Source organism: Haladaptatus litoreus (assembly GCF_900156425.1).
In the GTDB taxonomy this organism is placed as follows: Archaea; Halobacteriota; Halobacteria; order Halobacteriales; family Haladaptataceae; genus Haladaptatus; species Haladaptatus litoreus.
This window is the reverse complement of record NZ_FTNO01000002.1, coordinates 618,254-633,235: the sequence shown is the minus strand read 5'-3', so window position 1 is coordinate 633,235 and position 14,982 is coordinate 618,254. Positions and strand designations below refer to the sequence as shown.

12 protein-coding genes and 1 rRNA gene are annotated in these 14,982 nt (G+C 58.4%); 5 read left to right on the top strand and 8 right to left on the bottom strand.

All coding sequences use genetic code 11. The features are described 5' to 3' along the window. Positions 1-2: 2 nt before the first annotated feature. Positions 3-1,474, bottom strand: a 16S ribosomal RNA gene (locus BW974_RS14340). A gap of 889 nt (positions 1,475-2,363) precedes the next feature. Next, on the bottom strand, positions 2,364-2,672 hold the full coding sequence (locus BW974_RS14335; RefSeq protein ID WP_076430970.1) for a non-histone chromosomal MC1 family protein: 309 nt from the start codon (positions 2,670-2,672) through the stop codon (positions 2,364-2,366). Positions 2,673-2,917: 245 nt separating this feature from the next. Here BW974_RS14335 and BW974_RS14330 point away from each other — a divergent pair, with 245 nt between their 5' ends. After that, positions 2,918-3,115: a hypothetical protein gene (locus tag BW974_RS14330; protein WP_007982308.1), complete on the top strand. Its 198-nt coding sequence runs from the start codon at positions 2,918-2,920 to the stop codon at positions 3,113-3,115. 47 nt (positions 3,116-3,162) lie between these two features. Next, positions 3,163-4,221 (top strand): quinone-dependent dihydroorotate dehydrogenase, encoded by a 1,059-nt coding sequence (locus BW974_RS14325; RefSeq protein ID WP_076430927.1) that lies wholly within the window; start codon positions 3,163-3,165, stop codon positions 4,219-4,221. Positions 4,222-4,776: 555 nt separating this feature from the next. On the opposite strand, the gene BW974_RS14320 is transcribed toward BW974_RS14325, so the two are convergent. The 3 genes from BW974_RS14320 to pheS are packed head-to-tail and all read right to left on the bottom strand — an operon-like array spanning position 4,777 to position 8,531. After that, entirely contained in the window at positions 4,777-5,247 is a 471-nt protein-coding gene (locus tag BW974_RS14320) for a GNAT family N-acetyltransferase (RefSeq protein WP_076430926.1), read from the bottom strand. 45 nt (positions 5,248-5,292) lie between these two features. Beyond that, positions 5,293-7,023: a phenylalanine--tRNA ligase subunit beta gene (gene pheT, locus BW974_RS14315; protein ID WP_076430925.1), complete on the bottom strand. Its 1,731-nt coding sequence runs from the start codon at positions 7,021-7,023 to the stop codon at positions 5,293-5,295. Then, complete coding sequence (gene pheS / locus BW974_RS14310; RefSeq protein WP_076430924.1) at positions 7,023-8,531, bottom strand: phenylalanine--tRNA ligase subunit alpha; 1,509 nt, start codon at positions 8,529-8,531, stop codon at positions 7,023-7,025. Before pheS ends, pheT begins: the two co-directional genes overlap by 1 nt. A 293-nt stretch (positions 8,532-8,824) precedes the next feature. Between pheS and BW974_RS14305 the strand changes: the two genes are divergently transcribed. Together BW974_RS14305 and BW974_RS14300 are read left to right on the top strand one after the other, a co-directional pair. After that, positions 8,825-9,460, top strand: coding sequence for a class I SAM-dependent methyltransferase (locus BW974_RS14305; RefSeq protein ID WP_076430923.1), 636 nt, complete (start codon positions 8,825-8,827; stop codon positions 9,458-9,460). A 54-nt stretch (positions 9,461-9,514) separates the two neighbouring features. Continuing rightward, positions 9,515-9,997: a hypothetical protein gene (locus tag BW974_RS14300; RefSeq protein WP_076430922.1), complete on the top strand. Its 483-nt coding sequence runs from the start codon at positions 9,515-9,517 to the stop codon at positions 9,995-9,997. 56 nt (positions 9,998-10,053) lie between these two features. Here the strand turns inward: BW974_RS14300 and BW974_RS14295 are convergent, their stop codons facing one another. From BW974_RS14295 to BW974_RS14285, 3 genes are all read right to left on the bottom strand, one after another. Then, complete coding sequence (locus BW974_RS14295; protein ID WP_076430921.1) at positions 10,054-11,661, bottom strand: tryptophan--tRNA ligase; 1,608 nt, start codon at positions 11,659-11,661, stop codon at positions 10,054-10,056. Next, positions 11,658-12,689, bottom strand: a complete 1,032-nt coding sequence (gene endA, locus BW974_RS14290; protein ID WP_076430920.1) for a tRNA-intron lyase — start codon at positions 12,687-12,689, stop codon at positions 11,658-11,660. Before endA ends, BW974_RS14295 begins: the two co-directional genes overlap by 4 nt. 786 nt (positions 12,690-13,475) lie before the next feature. After that, positions 13,476-14,225: a PDDEXK family nuclease gene (locus BW974_RS14285; RefSeq protein WP_076430919.1), complete on the bottom strand. Its 750-nt coding sequence runs from the start codon at positions 14,223-14,225 to the stop codon at positions 13,476-13,478. A 76-nt stretch (positions 14,226-14,301) separates the two neighbouring features. Between BW974_RS14285 and BW974_RS14280 the strand changes: the two genes are divergently transcribed. Then, positions 14,302-14,976: an HAD family hydrolase gene (locus tag BW974_RS14280; RefSeq protein ID WP_076430918.1), complete on the top strand. Its 675-nt coding sequence runs from the start codon at positions 14,302-14,304 to the stop codon at positions 14,974-14,976. The last annotated feature ends 6 nt before the right edge of the window (positions 14,977-14,982 follow it).

Below are 14,982 nucleotides of genomic sequence, written 5' to 3'. Positions count from 1 at the left end.
TTAGGAGGTGATCCAGCCGCAGATTCCCCTACGGCTACCTTGTTACGACTTAAGCCCCCTTGCGAAGCCCAGATTCGACCATCGCCTGATGGCCTCATCCGGACCTCACTCGGGTGCTTTGACGGGCGGTGTGTGCAAGGAGCAGGGACGTATTCACCGCGCTCTGCTGAAGCGCGATTACTACCGAATCCAGCTTCATGAGGGCGAGTTTCAGCCCTCAATCCGAACTACGACCAAGTTTCGGAGATTACCGTCCCCTCTCGGGGTTGGAACCCATTGTCTTGGCCATTGTAGCCCGCGTGTAGCCCAGCACATTCGGGGCATGCTGACCTACCGTTGCCCGTTCCTTCCTCCGCTTTAGCAGCGGCAGTCTCCGTAATGTACCCAGCCACCACAAGGGTGCTGCTGGCAATTACGGACGCGGATCTCGCTCGTTGCCTGACTTAACAGGATGCCTCACGGTACGAGCTGACGGCGGCCATGCACCTCCTCTCAAAAGCTCTAGTAAGCTCATCAAACTGACCGTCACAGCTATTGTCGGTGCTGGTGAGATGTCCGGCGTTGAGTCCAATTAAACCGCAGGCTCCTCCGGTTGTAGTGCTCCCCCGCCAATTCCTTTAAGTTTCATCCTTGCAGACGTACTTCCCAGGCGGCTCGCTTCTCGGCTTCCCTACGGCACAGCACAGGCTCGTAGCCTGTGCCACACCTAGCGAGCATCGTTTACAGCTAGGACTACCCGGGTATCTAATCCGGTTCGTGACCCTAGCTTTCGTCCCTCACCGTCGGGTCCGTCCTCCCAAGGTGCTTTCGCGATCGGTGGTCCGTCTAGGATTACAGGATTTCACTCCTACCCCAGACGTACCCCTTGGGTCTTCCGGCCCCAAGCCAGCTGGTTTCCGTCGGACGCCTGCTCGTTGAGCGAGCAGATTTCCCGACGGACCTGTTTGGCCGGCTACGGACGCTTTAGGCCCAATAATATTGGCCATCACTTGAGCTGCCGGTATTACCGCGGCGGCTGGCACCGGTCTTGCCCAGCTCTTATTCGTGTACCACCTTACGATACACAAAAGCGAGGACTATATGCCCTCGCACTTGGAGTTCCCTTATCGCACTGTCGTGCAGTGTAAAGTTTTCGCGCCTGCTGCGCCCCGTAGGGCCTGGATTCTTGTCTCAGAATCCATCTCCGGGCTCTTGCTCTCACAACCCGTACCGATTATCGGCACGGTGGGCCGTTACCCCACCGTCTACCTAATCGGCCGCAGCCACATCCTATAGCGCCGGAGCGTTTCCGGCCCTCTGTGTTCAAACGTGAGGGCGTTATCCAGTATTAGCCTCAGTTTCCCGAGGTTATGCTGGTCTATAGGGTAGTTTGACCACGTGTTACTGAGCTTTCCGCTACGAGTCTAAACTCGTGCAACTAGCATGGCTAAATCGAACTCCAATAGCAATGGCCTCCGGCAGGATCAACCGGAATGGTTTCCGAGCATAATGCTCGGAGGGTCTGGCGGAGACACTAATGCAGATATGCATTGTGCTATGTTCCGTCGTTCGACGACCCCGAACCAAATGACTGGACGGGTGTCACCGAACTACCAGGGCTAACATCAGATTCCATCATGTACGGCTGACCGCAGGGGTGGAATCCTCATTTCCTTCGGACTTGATGGAAGGCGAGGAAGGGTATTAAACCCTTCGAACCTTCGTTGTCCGAGATTGCGAGACGAGTTGAACGCCTCGCAGATCGCGTGTTGAGTCTTTCTTCGCGTTCATATCCGAGTGCCCTGTTATACTTAAGGGCGTCGGATTTCGCTCGTCCTCGGCGAGTGTCGCCGAGGGCGCGTATCACATCCAATCCGAATCGCCTTAGTTACTTAAAGGCACCGAATTGGATGTGTGTTGGCGGTCCCGAATCGCGGGACGCCGTCGACATTACATCCGAATGCCCCTATACACTTAAGAGCATTGGATTGGGTTTTCTTTTGCCCGATTCCGATTTTCAGCCGCGATGGCGTGGGAGTCGAGCAGTCACGCGGTGGCAGACCACCATGCGACCTTCGCATTTGTACGAATGGCAGGCATACGTTTAAGGCCGTCGAACTACAATCTCATTGGGGTATATTCACTAGCATTAGACGAGGAAAGTGAACGAACCGATAGCTCATCGTAGCAAAAGTATCGCGCGAGTGGAGGCCGAACCGTCATCCCACGCGTCGTGCGTTCAGTCCGGTCGGATGTGCCCCGCGCATCCCCAACGTTACGTGGAGGAAACAAAAATCTTTGTCAACGAGCTCGCGTGCGTTCGAAGAATTATATATTACTTGTGAGTGCCTCGTGAAAGGCATAGATGTCAAAACGGAAGCGTTTCACTCGTCTAAGTGTTCGATGCCTTGTTTGGAAACGTTCGCCTCGGTGATTTCTCCCGGCATCCAGTCAGGTTTGTCGTCGGGGGCCTCTTCGTGCCATGCCCATCCTTCGTAGATGTGGACTTTGTCGGTTCCCTTCTCTCGAAGTCGCAGTTCAACTCGATCTGCTGCGTCTTCGGAACCTCCGGGGTCGAGCCGTCGCGCTGCTTTGAGCGCGGCCTGTCGCGGGGTGTTACCCGAGAAGACACTCGATTCATCTCCATCCGTTTGGCGCAGTGCAAAGTTTCGCTTACCATCGTCACGTACCATGGTTTTCTCCTCCATGCCAATCCAGCACAGGGGCCACTATAAATATATCGCCGATATGAGCGGTTTTCGTCGATAAATATTTATACCATGTTTTGCCCTCCTGTGGTTTTTCGAAAGGAGGAACGAAGGCCGAGCAAGGTAAGTGGCTTCAGTGTGTATGGAATCGGTGAGAGCGGCGAAGCAGAACAGTACGGTAGAAAACACTTAAGTAGATGCTACGGCGAAGGACTGCATAAGATACCGCGATGGTACGGAAAAAGAAGCTCAGCCCGAGTGGCGCGAAAGACGAAGACGGCGAATACCACAACGTTCACGTCAATCTTCATGAAGACGAACTGGCCGTTGCTGGCATGGAAATCGGTGATGAGGTCTTCGTCCGGGTCCGAGAAGACAAGATTATCATCCAAAAGGCGGACAAAGACGAGGTCGAACACGAGTTTTAATTCGCCGCGGAAATCCGCAGGCGATTCCCTTCTCAATCGGTACAACGATGTACGGATACGACGCCGTCAGACCACTGTTGTTTCAGTTGCCCGCAGAAACCGCGCACGGAACTGTTCACTCGTTGCTCAAGGGAGTGCAGGGGACGCCGGTCGAGCAACTGCTTCGCGCGCAGTACCGAGTCGATGACTCCAGACTAGCCGTCACCGCGTTCGGCCAGTCGTTTCCGAACCCGGTGGGTGTCGCCGCGGGGTTCGACAAGAACGCACAGATTCCTTCTGTCCTCGCCAGCCTCGGCTTCGGCCACGTCGAAATCGGCGGCGTCACCGCGGAGGCACAGGACGGGAACCCGAAACCGCGGATGTTCCGACTTCGTGAGGACGAGGGAATCATCAACCGAATGGGCTTCAACAACCACGGCGCGGACAGAATTGGCGCGCGCATGGCCATGCAGTCACTCCCCGACGTTCCGGTCGGTGCGAATATCGGGAAGTCGAAGACGACACCTCTCGAAAGCGCCGAGGAGGATTATCTGTACTCCTACGAGCGAGTGTCCGCCCACGCGGACTACTTCGTCGTGAACGTCTCCAGTCCGAACACCCCCGGGCTGCGAGAACTTCAGAATCGCGAAAATCTAGAGCGAATCCTGACGACGCTTCAGGATGTGGGCGCGAGTCCGCTCCTCGTGAAACTCTCACCCGACCTTCCGGAACCCGCTATCGAAGACGCCCTCGACCTCGTGAACGAACTCGATTTAGACGGCGTCATCGCCACGAACACCACGACGGAGCGCCCCGACAGCCTCCGCAGTCAGTACCGCGACGAGGAGGGTGGTCTCTCCGGACGGCCCATCCAGTCGCGCGCCACGGAGATGATTCGGTTCACCGCCGAGCGCGTGGACGTGCCGGTCATCGGCGTCGGCGGCATCTTCACCGCAGAAGACGCCTACCGGAATATTCGCGCCGGAGCGCACGTCGTCCAGTTGTACACCGGTCTCGTCTATCGCGGCCCGTCCATCGCCCGCGACATCAACGAAGGCCTGCTCGAACTGCTCGATAGGGATGGATTCGAGGGCATCGAAGATGCGATTGGTGCAGACCTCAACTAGGTGCTGAGCGTTTTCTACGGCCAATCGAATTCTCCCTTCCTCGATTCGCTAAATACATTTTCAACATGGCGCGCGCTGGCACAGGGCTGAGGACAACGGTCGTCCGAAGCCCTGTGCTGACAGCGTGCGAGGTCTTCGTGAGCGACGGAGGAGTTCTCGTGAGTGACAGAGGAGCGAACGAGAGCAGGAAAGAGCGCGTCTCTTTCCGTGCGAGCGAATGGCTCATCAGAGCGTGTCTCTGATGGTGGATGACCGAAGTGAGTGCAACGAACGAAGGAAATCGGTTGGGGAGGACGTGGCTGTCGCGGTGCGGTTTCGGTATTTGTAGTCGTGATTTGCTTACTCCCGTTTGATTCGACTGCGCTGTAGCAAATCACGACAACAAACGAAGCCCTCGAACTCCGCTCGTTTCACTCGCTCCGTTCTCGCCCTTCATCCTTCGAGGAACCGCCACTGGCAGTGTCCCCACTCCTTCTCGCCAGCGCAGGACTGCACTCGCGCCTCACTGACCTTCATCGCTCGTGCGAACGCGCTGGCGCAACCCGTGACAAGACACTACAACGGACGAGAAAGAGTCATGCGGAGAAATTCGTACTCCCCACCGTTGGTTTTCTGCATGAACGTCTCCTGACGTTCGAATCCGATATCCTCGTACACCGAAATCGCTCGCTCATTGAACGTCGCCACCGCCAACGAGTAGATTTCGGGGTCATACGTCTCTGCCGCAAACTCCATTCCGGCCTCGACGAACGCCTTTCCGCGGCCCTTTCCAGTCGAGGCGGGATGCATCCCTAACCCGATTTCGAGAATGTCACCATCGTCGCCCACGTCGAACGAGAAGAAACCGACACGCTCTCCGGCCGAATCGAAAACCGCGTACTTGTCGTCCCAATTCTCGGGGTTCGTGAACAGCGCCAAATCCTCCGGGTCACTCTCCATGTCGTAGAAATCGTAGGGCGGGTCGTAGTGCCACGAAACGATGGCGTCGACGTCGTCAGCAGCGAGTTGAGAAAGTTCGTACTCCATACCCGGAAATCGTCGAAAGAACTGTCAATTGTTTCGATTCAGTCCCTACTCTAGCGCGTCCAATCGGAACTCGAACCCGGCCACAGGCAGTTCCAAGTCGTGGTCAACCAGTACTTCGGGATGAATCTCGCCGATAACGCCCACTGTTTCGCCATCAATCACCACGTCCGCCGCACGGCCGGAGATGAACGTCGGGTGCTCCGTCGGCGGTGTTTCGAGGTCGGCGTCGAAGTTCCGGACGATGGCTTGCAGGCGCGCCTTCGCGTCCTCGTAGGAGGCGTCGTGGCGCGCGAGGACGCCAGCCACGGTTCGATGTTCCGCGACGCCCGTGTTCTCCGATTCATCGACCTGCGCCGCCAGACCGATTTCCGCGAGGTCTTGCGGGTAGGAGCGGTGGGTGTTGTTCTCCAGCACCATCATCAGCGACGGGAGCGCCCACGTCCGGAGCATGGTGAAATCCTCGCTGTAGGGATTTTTGATGGCCGCCGGAGTTCCACCACCGACAACATCGGTTTCTGCTCCCGCGTCAGTTTCCGGTTCCACGCGCATCCTGCTGAAGTTTTCTTCCTCGCTAATCATGTGGAAGTTGAGCAGGTCTTCGAAGCCCAAACCAACGAGAACCTCGCGGGCCGCGTCTTCGAGTTGCGAGCGCTCGTGTCGCCCGCCGACAGTTCCCACGTCGGGGTAGCGCGGTGAGAGGTCGTTGAATCCGTAGGCGCGTCCGATGTCGTCCACGATGTCCACCGGATGAAGCACGTCTACACGATATGGTGGAATCTCCACCTCGTAGACGACCGAGTCCCCTTCTTCGCTCGCTTCCCCGGACAGTCCGGAACGGGCCAACAGGTCGAGCACTTCGTCCGGCGTGAAGTCGATACCGAGCAGCGTCTCGATTCGCTCGTGGGTGACGGATTTCGTCGTCACTTCCAAATCCGGCCTAACGAGCGTGTGGTCGTCGTACTCGACTTCGACTTCCTCGATAGTCGCCCCGCGAGCGTCCAGCGCGTAGCAGATGATAGTACACATCTTGTCGATGGTCCACTGGTCGGTACCCGTGAGTTCGATGAACAGGTCACGCGAATCCGTGGTGACCTCAGTTCGCCGGCCGTTGATCACCGGTGGGAACGAGAACAGACCGAGGTCGTCGTAGATGGCCGGGTATCGCTCGTATTCCGAGACGAGGTCTGCGTACTTCTCGCCAGTCGGGTGGGTACGCAGAACCTCATCGGGCGTCATCTCCGCGTCTGCATCGAGCGGAACGAATCGGTCGCCATCGGATTCGACGCCGACGTACTCGATGCTGTTGCCGCCTTCCTCGGTCGCGGAGGAACCTTTCAGCATCGTCAAGTCGTGAATCCCGATTGCGCCTTTCGCGCGCTTTCGACCCATCGTCGCGTGAAGTTTCTCCTGCAGTTGGATGAGCGAGTCGAGTGCTTCCTCGGACAGGTTCACGCCGCGCGCGATTGCACCGGTAACGTAGGGTCGCTCGTCCGGAACGCTTTCATCGACTGCAATCGTCCAATCGGGGTCGTTCGGTTTCGGGGTGTAAATTCCCCGGTCGTCGCCGTACTGGTAGCGAAGCGAGCGCGCCACACCCTCGATTGAGAGTCGGTCGAGTCGGTCGGGGGCGAACTCCAACTGCATGTCGCCGTCCTCCGTCTCGCCCTCGTACTCCAAGCCGAGCGCGAACATGTCGTCTTTGAGTTCTTCGTCGTCCTTTTCGTCGTGGCCGGTCAACCGGCGCAGTTCGTCGGGGGAAACGTCTACGGTTGGCATCAGTGAATCACCTCCACGTCTCGGAGCAGTTCGAGGTCACACAGCGTCCCGTGAACGTCGCGGATGTCCTCGAAGCCGTACATCAGCATCAGCAGGCGTTCGAGGGCGAGCCCCCACGCCATCACGTCGCACTCGACACCCAGCGGTTCCAACACTTCGGGCCGGAACATCCCGCTGTTGCCGATTTCGATGAGTTCGTTCGTCTCGGGGTGCCGCCCGAACAGTTCGAAGCTCGGCTCCGTGTACGGATTGTAGTGCGGTTTGAACTGGATGTCGGTGATGCCGAACTGCGCGTAGAACTCCTCGAAGGTGCCCATCAAATCGCGCACCGAAAGGTCTTCGGCCATCACCCAGCCTTCGATTTGGAAGAACTCGAGCAGGTGCGTCGGGTCGAGGGTGTCGTTGCGGTACACCTTCTCGACGCTGAAGAATCGCTGTGGCGGTTCGAGTTTCCCGACGGCGTTGCCGGAGAGATAGCGCATCGACAGCGACGTGGTGTGCCCACGAAGCGCGATTGCGCGGGCGAAGTCCTCGTCCCACGGTGAGTGGTACCCATCACTGTTCTCGCCGATTCCTTCGAGATGTGCCCGGCGAACCTTCTCGACCAACTCCTCCGGCAGGTCGCCGATTTCGGTCGGATTCGACAGGGCGAACCTGTCCCAGTGGGTTCGCGCCGGGTGGTCTTGGGGCATGAACAGACAGTCGTTAATCCAGAAGTCCGCGTCCGCGTGCGGCCCGTCCATCTCCTCGAAGCCCATGCCGACGAGCACGTCCTTCACGCGGTTCGCCGTCTGGCGCAGGATGTGAACCTTCCCGCCGTCGATTCGTTCGGCGTCGGCGTCCACGTTGTACTGCGCGAACTCCACGTCGCGCCACTGGCCCGTCGTGAGCATTTCGGGCGTCAACTGGCCGACCGTCTCGGCGGCCTCTACGCCTTCCATTAGCGCCGTCACGCCGTCGTCGGTGAGCAACACCGAGCGAACCGTCGATTCGGTTCGTTCGACGAGGCCCCGACTCTCCAGTTGGTCGAGCGTGTCAGCATCCTCGACCGGTTCGCCAGCGGCGAGCGCGGAAAGCGCGCTCGCCTCCGCGTCGTTCTCTGGGTCGGCATCCGGGTCGGCAACGATTTCGCCGCTGTCGATGCTCCCGTACCCTTTCCGGGCGTAGTTCGAGAGGGCAATGTTCACCTGCGGGCCGCCCAATCCGGACTGGCCAATCGCTTGGCCCATCTGAATCGCGTCCTCGTCTGCGCCCGCTGAGAGCGCCGCCTCGTAGAGTTTGATTTCCGGCAGGCCGTCTTCGGCGTACTCCTCGCCCTCTTCGGTCAGCGAGACGGATTCGTCGGTTCGCTCTTCCACGGAGAGCAGGCCCTCGTCTTCGAGTTCGAAAACCGCGCCCGTCGCCGTCTCGGGTTTTAGCCACGTCTTCTCGGCCAATTCCTCGATTGTCTGTTCGTCTGTCGCGCTCGCGGCTTCCAACACCGCGACCTGTGATTCTGGTAGTTTCATCGCTACTTGATAGTCGTTGGTCGTATGTCCCTGTCCGCCGGTTTAGCCCTTCTGAAGACCGTCGGGCAAACTGCGTGCGGTTTCGTCTTCCTGCCGTGAGAAGAGTCCGCCGGACGCTTAGGCCGCGGTAAAAAAGCCGAATCCCGTCGCTGGTCGTGACCCGACTGTGATACTGCCACGATGGGATTCGGATGGCATGGCTGGATGATAGCCCAGAATCGACAAAAACGTTCCGGAGAATCGGATGAAACGTTCCGGAGGGATTTATTTCGATTTCGAACGATTGGGAGTTCATGATGGATTGGGAGCGGTTCTACCGACGCGCCGACTACGACCGCTGTGCATACATCGGAGGCGAACAGATGGCCGACCTCGTGGAGCGATTTTTCGAGTGGCGAGGCGTGCCCGACGATTTCGCGTCGGTTGGCTGTGGCCCGGCGGTCGTTCCCTTCCTCCTCGCGGAACGCTATCCTGACACTGAGGTTTTCGGCTTCGACCTCTCGGAGACGGTGGTTCAGGACAATGCGGAGAAAGCGGAAGAGCAAGGGTTGGACAACCTCCGATTTGCGGTTGACTCGCTTCCCAACCTCGACACCGACGAAAAATTCGACGTGGTGTACTGTGTCGCTACGCTCTACTTCGTGGAAGAACCGAAACGCGCAATCGAGAGTTTGTACGCCCGAGTGCGGGAGGGCGGCCACCTCGTGCTGAACTACCCGAACGAAACCAGCCGTGAGCAGTTCGACAGGGAGTTCGATGGGCGAAAGCGCGAATCGTTCGAACTGGTGTTGAGCGGCGCGAATCTGATTAACGAGGACGTGGTTCGAGACGTAACTGGTGCCGAAACGCGAAACTACTGGGAACTGGTCGATGCCGAAGAAGAGGCGTTTGTCGATTCCGCGAGGCCGTGTGTCGTCGTGGAAAAGTGAAACGTGAAATTCGGAAGTGCGGGTTTTTGCGTGTCGGAAGCGTAGAGACTCTGAATGTCCTCCATCACAACCGAAAACGAAGTCGTGGCGGGAACGACGCAGTGGCTCCGCGGGCTGTGGCACTACTACCGAGAGTACACCCACACCGCGGTTCACGCCGCCTCGGCGGCGGCGCTCACTGCATTCGGTCTGCTCATCTTCATCAACCGACTGTTCGTGATACTGGCGATTGCGGCGTACATCTTTCCGCCAATCATCCTCTACAGCGTCGGTTCCGACATCGGGAGAGAATCCGACGCGCAGGAAACCACTACCGACCAGCCCACATCCGAGGCAAGAACAGATACTAATCCGAACACTAACTCGGACACCGGCAATGGGGATACGGATTCGGATGGGAGTGATGGAGATACCGACTCCGACGGAAGTGATGGAGATACGGACTCCGATAGCGACGATGGGGATACGGATTCAGACAGCGATGATGGAGATACTGACTCGGACGGAACCGACACTGACAGCGATTCGGATAGTTAGCCGTTCTAAACTACTTTCCCTCCTTCTAACACCGACAAAATGAACCGCGAATCGACTTATCGCCGCGAGGATTCCAACTGAATATCCAACTCGTCCAGTAGCTCCTCTGCTTCCTCGCGTTTTTCCTGATGCTCTTCCAAGAACTCCTTCATCAACTCCGCGGCCTGTTCCTTGCATCCGCCACAGAGTCGTTCGCCACCGACGCACTCCTCGTAGACTTCCGTAGCGAACTCGTCGTCATCGCCCGACAGCAGGTAGGCGTACAACTCATAGACGGGACACTCGTCTGCTTTGCCACCCTTTTCGCGCTGGAGGTCGGCGGTTTCGCGCCCGCCCGTCGTGGCCGATTTGACTTTGTCGTAACCGTCCTGCGGATCGTCCATCAGGCTGATGTGACTCGCCGGAACCGACGAGGACATTTTCCCGCCCGTCAGGCCGGTCATGAATCGGTGGTAAATCGAAGAGGGCATGATGAAGCCGTAGCCGTCGTTTTCCATCTCCACCTCGCGGGCGAGTTCCTCTGCTTCCTCGCGCGAGTAGTCGAACACGTCGATGTGTTCGTCGAAAACGCGCTTTTCGCCGTCGATGGCGTCGATGAGGGCGTCGAAGGCCTCGTTCGTGGCGTTTCGGTCGAGGAATCGAACACGGGGGCGAAGCGGTTCCATTCCTGCTTCGTCGAGTTTCGCCTTCGCGGACGAGACGGTTTCTGCGTCAACGTCGAGTTCGTCGGGCGTCATCCCGTCGATTGCCTGCGCGACGTGGACACAGCGAAGCGAATCGTCGTCGAAGTCGGCCGAGTCGAGCGTGCGGTACAGTTCGGCGACGAGTTTCTGCTCGTCCTCGTTCAGTTCGAAACTCGCGTAAGCTTCCGTCACACCGAAAAACCGCATCCTGACCGCCAAGTCGCGGGCCAATCTGACGTGCGGGTCTTGGTCGGGGCCGACTGGGATGACAGTCGGTTTCGGTTCGTCCAGTTGCGGGTAGAGGATGTCGGCCATCTGCGTGACGACGCTCTGGACGTGCGAAACGTTGGTTTCGCCGTCGAAGCCGTAGATAGATTGGAACTCCGAGAAATTGGCTTTCGACCCGAGTTCGAAGGAAAGGTCTTGGAGTTCGCGGTTTTCCGACTGGCGGTACAGAGTGCCCTCCTCCGCGTCGAATCCGAGCGCGAGAAGCGACAGGAGGTAGTCACGCGAATGTTCGTCAATTTCCTCCCACGACAGGCCGCGGGCGCTGTGGGCTTCGAGGTCGGCGATGAGGCCGTAGGTGTCCCCGCCCTGTTGTTGGTGCCAGATGAGTTCGTCGAACACCAGTTTGTGCCCGATGTGGGGTTCGCCCGTCGGCATGAACCCCGAGAGCGCCGCGAAGGGTTCGTCGTTCTGCATCGCCTCGGCAACCCGGCGATAGCCGCGGTTGCCGAAGATGACGCCCCGACGCATCAGATAGTGCGGGTTCGGAACCTCTGGAAGCACGCCGTCGAACTCCTCGATGCCGAACTCCTCGAACAGTTTCCGGTAGTCGGAGACGGTCGCCGACCCCCACGGGTCGAGTGCAACGTCGTCCTCGCCCGCGGCGGTTCCACCGTCGGGTAGGACTGTCTGTGTATCGAACGCTGTGCTGGAATCGTCGGGGTCGTTTGTATCGTCAGTGTCGTCTCGTATCATGGTGTAAGTCGGGTGACCGAAAGCCAGTCGGTTATTCGTTCGTTTTCCGTTACGAGCGCAAAAATCATTTTCTTTCGCACCCCGTGGGCCAACCGCACGTCCAGCGCGAGGTCGCGGGGTGAGAACGCATGCCCGTCCTCAAGCACGCGAATCAGATACTCGGAGTGGCCCAGATTGTCCACCGACTCCACGTCCGCGTAGGTTCGGAAATCAGCGCCGAATTTGAAGCCCGTTTTCGGAACCACGTTTGTCTCGCGGAGCGCGCGGTACACACACAATCGGCGGTCGAATCGCTCGCCCTCCACGTCCCGCCCGCGGGCGACGATTTCGTCGTACTCGCCCGAAACCGAGAGATTTCCTTCGGCAACCAGATGCGCCGCCTCGACCAGCGACAACTGTAGAACCCCTGCCGGATTTCTGCCGCCCATCGGTTGTCCGTAAAACGATTGGTGGTGCAGTTCGTCCGGCGCGTCCCAGACCAGCACGCGGTCGGCCAAAAGCGACCCCGAAACGTTCGTCGGCACGTCGTGGTTCGTCGTGCCCGAAATCTCGATGCGGTCGGTTTCGAAGTAGGTGATTTCGCTCTCCTCGTCTACGACTGCGAGCACCACGTCTCCCAACTGCGACGCCGGAATCGTTTCGCGTTCGCTGGCGACGCGAAGACGGTACAGCACCTCGTCGTCCCACGGCCCGCCTCCGCGCGGGTAGACGACGAAATCGGAATCAGAGAGTGGGTCAGACACCCATCCTTCCCGGTCGGGCGAGAGATAAAATCCGCGTTCTCGCAAATCGGCGTAGACGAAAAACCGGGCCGCAAAGTCGTCGCCAGTCGAGTCCTGAAGGAACTCGCGGAAATTCATTCCCTCTACCGAATCGAGGTCGTCACGAAGCAGGAGATGGGCGGCCTCGACCCGCGAGAGTGCGATTTCGTTCCCGTCGAGTGGCCTGCCGTATCCCCGCGAATCGTAGTAGCGCTGGCGGGCATCGCCGCCGACCACCACCTCGTCGTCGCGTAGGCGTCCGTTCATACACTCTGTGTGGCGTGCGCCGCCAAAGGCACTGCGACTTCGAGAGGGCTTTTCCGGACAGTGAGAATACCAGACATACGATGGCGGTAGAAAACACAAAATAGAAACAATACAAAATAACCAATGAGAAAGTATGATTCTGTTCGGGCCGGTTCCAAGTGCATCTGAATCGTTTCTCCAGATAGTCGTTCTCGTCGGATTTGGGCTGTTTGGAATTGGTACTGGGGAAAAGATCTTCCACTATTTCGATGGATTATCGCACTTGGGGAAGCACGGGAGCAATATCAAAAAGGAAAAAGAACGGAAAAACAGACGACAAACACGATAAATGAGCGTTAAATAGCAGTCTACTTCTTGCGATTGTGACGCTGTTTTCAGATTTCTCGAAATCAGCCAACTTCCTTGGCGCGTGCGAGAACGCGCGCGAGGGACAACTGAAACGAGCGACAACGAGTGAGAGAGTCGGTTGGGGAGGTCTGTGGGCGTGGCTGTGGCGGTTTTCACTGGAGTCGTGATTTGCCAAAACACAACCAATCAGACTACTCAGTTAGCAGTAAGCAAATCACGACTCTAATGAAGACCGCAAACCACTCCACACCGCATCAGCCACGTCCTCCCCAACCGATTCCTTCGTTCGCGTTGCTCACTCAGTCATCCCTCGCACGCCGTCAGCACAGCACCTCGGAGGTAACTCCTCGGTGCTGTGCCAGCGCGCGCCACAGTGGTTTGGAAAATTTGGCGATTCACTAGGTAGACAACCGTCTCTAGAGAGTCAGAAGAGTACACTCACTCGTCCAAACCCTCGCTTCCGAACTCCTCACAATCGGTGGCCAAACACCGCCGCCCAGTTCGCGTCCGAAACACAGGCAGCCCACAGTCACACCAATCGACGATTCGACCGTTCGGAACGCCAAACCCGGTTTCACAGTCGGGATAGCGGTCACAGCCTGCGATGATTCCACCTCGACGCAAAATCCGGAGGTCGGCACCGCACTCGGGGCAGTCCCACTCGCGGTCGAATCGTTCTTGGACAGCCTCAAGGACAGTTCCGCAATTTCTGTCGAGACAGAGTTCGAACTCTGCGCCGCGTTCGACGCGCATGGTCGGCAAGCCGCAGTCGCAGGAATCCCCGCCGACGCTGGCGTTGCGCGGGATGCTGTACTCCCGGCGACAACCGAGGCAGGAAACTGCTCCTTTCGCTCGCGTCAGTGCGCCGTCACAGTGCGGGCAGGTGCCAACCGGAATGCCGGCTTTCGACCCCGGATACCGGGAAATGCCGTAGCCGGTGTGACAGTCTACGCGAACCCGGCGGTCGCTGGTCGCCGCGACGAGCGTGAAGGTATCGCCGTCGAGACTCGCGTGAGTGGTTTCGGCGCGGGTCAGCCATTCGACTGGCTGGTACCCATCAATATCGTGAACGAGCAGGGTGTCGTCGGGCTTCAGGATGGCGACCATCTCGCCGCGTCGGTTCTGTTTCGTGTCGCCGTCCGTCGTAATCGTACAGTCGCCAGCGAACACGCGAATCGTTTCGGTCATAGCCCGGAGTGGTCGCGGTTTCGGATTTAAAGATTCGGGCGAAGGACTTTGAGGGAACCGGGAGAAGTAAGGGAAAATGGACGGAACGAAACCGAGCGGCGGAGCACCGAACGGCGAACCACCGAACGCAGTGTTGTTCGACATGGACGGCGTCATCGTGAACTCGGAGGATTTCTGGGTCGAACTCGAAGAGGAAACAATCTTTCCCGAAGTGGTCGAAGAAGACGTAGCGGCGGACGAAATCACGGGGATGAATTACCGCGAAATCTACGACTACCTCGATTCGGAGTACCAAACGACCGCGACGAAAGAGGAGTTCATCGCCATCTACGACGAGGCCGCGAAGAAACTCTACAGCGAGCACGTCTCGCTGATGGACGGCTTCCACGACCTCCTCGCCGACCTCCGCAACAACGGAACCGAAATCGCCCTCGTCTCCTCTTCCCCGCACCACTGGATAGAAATCGTCCTGGACCGTTTCGACCTCGAATTTTCGGAAGTCGTCAGCGCCGAGGACATCGACGCGCCCGGCAAGCCAGAACCCGCGATTTTCGAACACGCCGCGGGCTTGCTCGGTGCACGCGCCGACGAATGCGCCGCGGTGGAGGATTCCGAGAACGGCGTCGAATCGGCGGTTCGCGCGGGAACCTACTGCATCGGCTATCCGAACGGTGCAAAAGAGTTGGATTTGTCGGCAGCGGACATGGTCGTCTCGTCGCCGGAGGAACTTCGAGAAGAGTTGCTGAACTAGCCCGGA

Excerpts from the sequence above, each read along its gene's own strand:
- BW974_RS14335 (WP_076430970.1), bottom strand. The coding sequence starts at position 2,672 with ATGGTACGTGACGATGGTAAGCGAAACTTTGCACTGCGCCAAACGGAT.
- BW974_RS14330 (WP_007982308.1), top strand. The coding sequence starts at position 2,918 with ATGGTACGGAAAAAGAAGCTCAGCCCGAGTGGCGCGAAAGACGAAGAC.
- BW974_RS14325 (WP_076430927.1), top strand. The coding sequence starts at position 3,163 with ATGTACGGATACGACGCCGTCAGACCACTGTTGTTTCAGTTGCCCGCA.
- BW974_RS14320 (WP_076430926.1), bottom strand. The coding sequence starts at position 5,247 with ATGGAGTACGAACTTTCTCAACTCGCTGCTGACGACGTCGACGCCATC.
- pheT (WP_076430925.1), bottom strand. The coding sequence starts at position 7,023 with ATGCCAACCGTAGACGTTTCCCCCGACGAACTGCGCCGGTTGACCGGC.
- pheS (WP_076430924.1), bottom strand. The coding sequence starts at position 8,531 with ATGAAACTACCAGAATCACAGGTCGCGGTGTTGGAAGCCGCGAGCGCG.
- BW974_RS14305 (WP_076430923.1), top strand. The coding sequence starts at position 8,825 with ATGATGGATTGGGAGCGGTTCTACCGACGCGCCGACTACGACCGCTGT.
- BW974_RS14300 (WP_076430922.1), top strand. The coding sequence starts at position 9,515 with ATGTCCTCCATCACAACCGAAAACGAAGTCGTGGCGGGAACGACGCAG.
- BW974_RS14295 (WP_076430921.1), bottom strand. The coding sequence starts at position 11,661 with ATGATACGAGACGACACTGACGATACAAACGACCCCGACGATTCCAGC.
- endA (WP_076430920.1), bottom strand. The coding sequence starts at position 12,689 with ATGAACGGACGCCTACGCGACGACGAGGTGGTGGTCGGCGGCGATGCC.
- BW974_RS14285 (WP_076430919.1), bottom strand. The coding sequence starts at position 14,225 with ATGACCGAAACGATTCGCGTGTTCGCTGGCGACTGTACGATTACGACG.
- BW974_RS14280 (WP_076430918.1), top strand. The coding sequence starts at position 14,302 with ATGGACGGAACGAAACCGAGCGGCGGAGCACCGAACGGCGAACCACCG.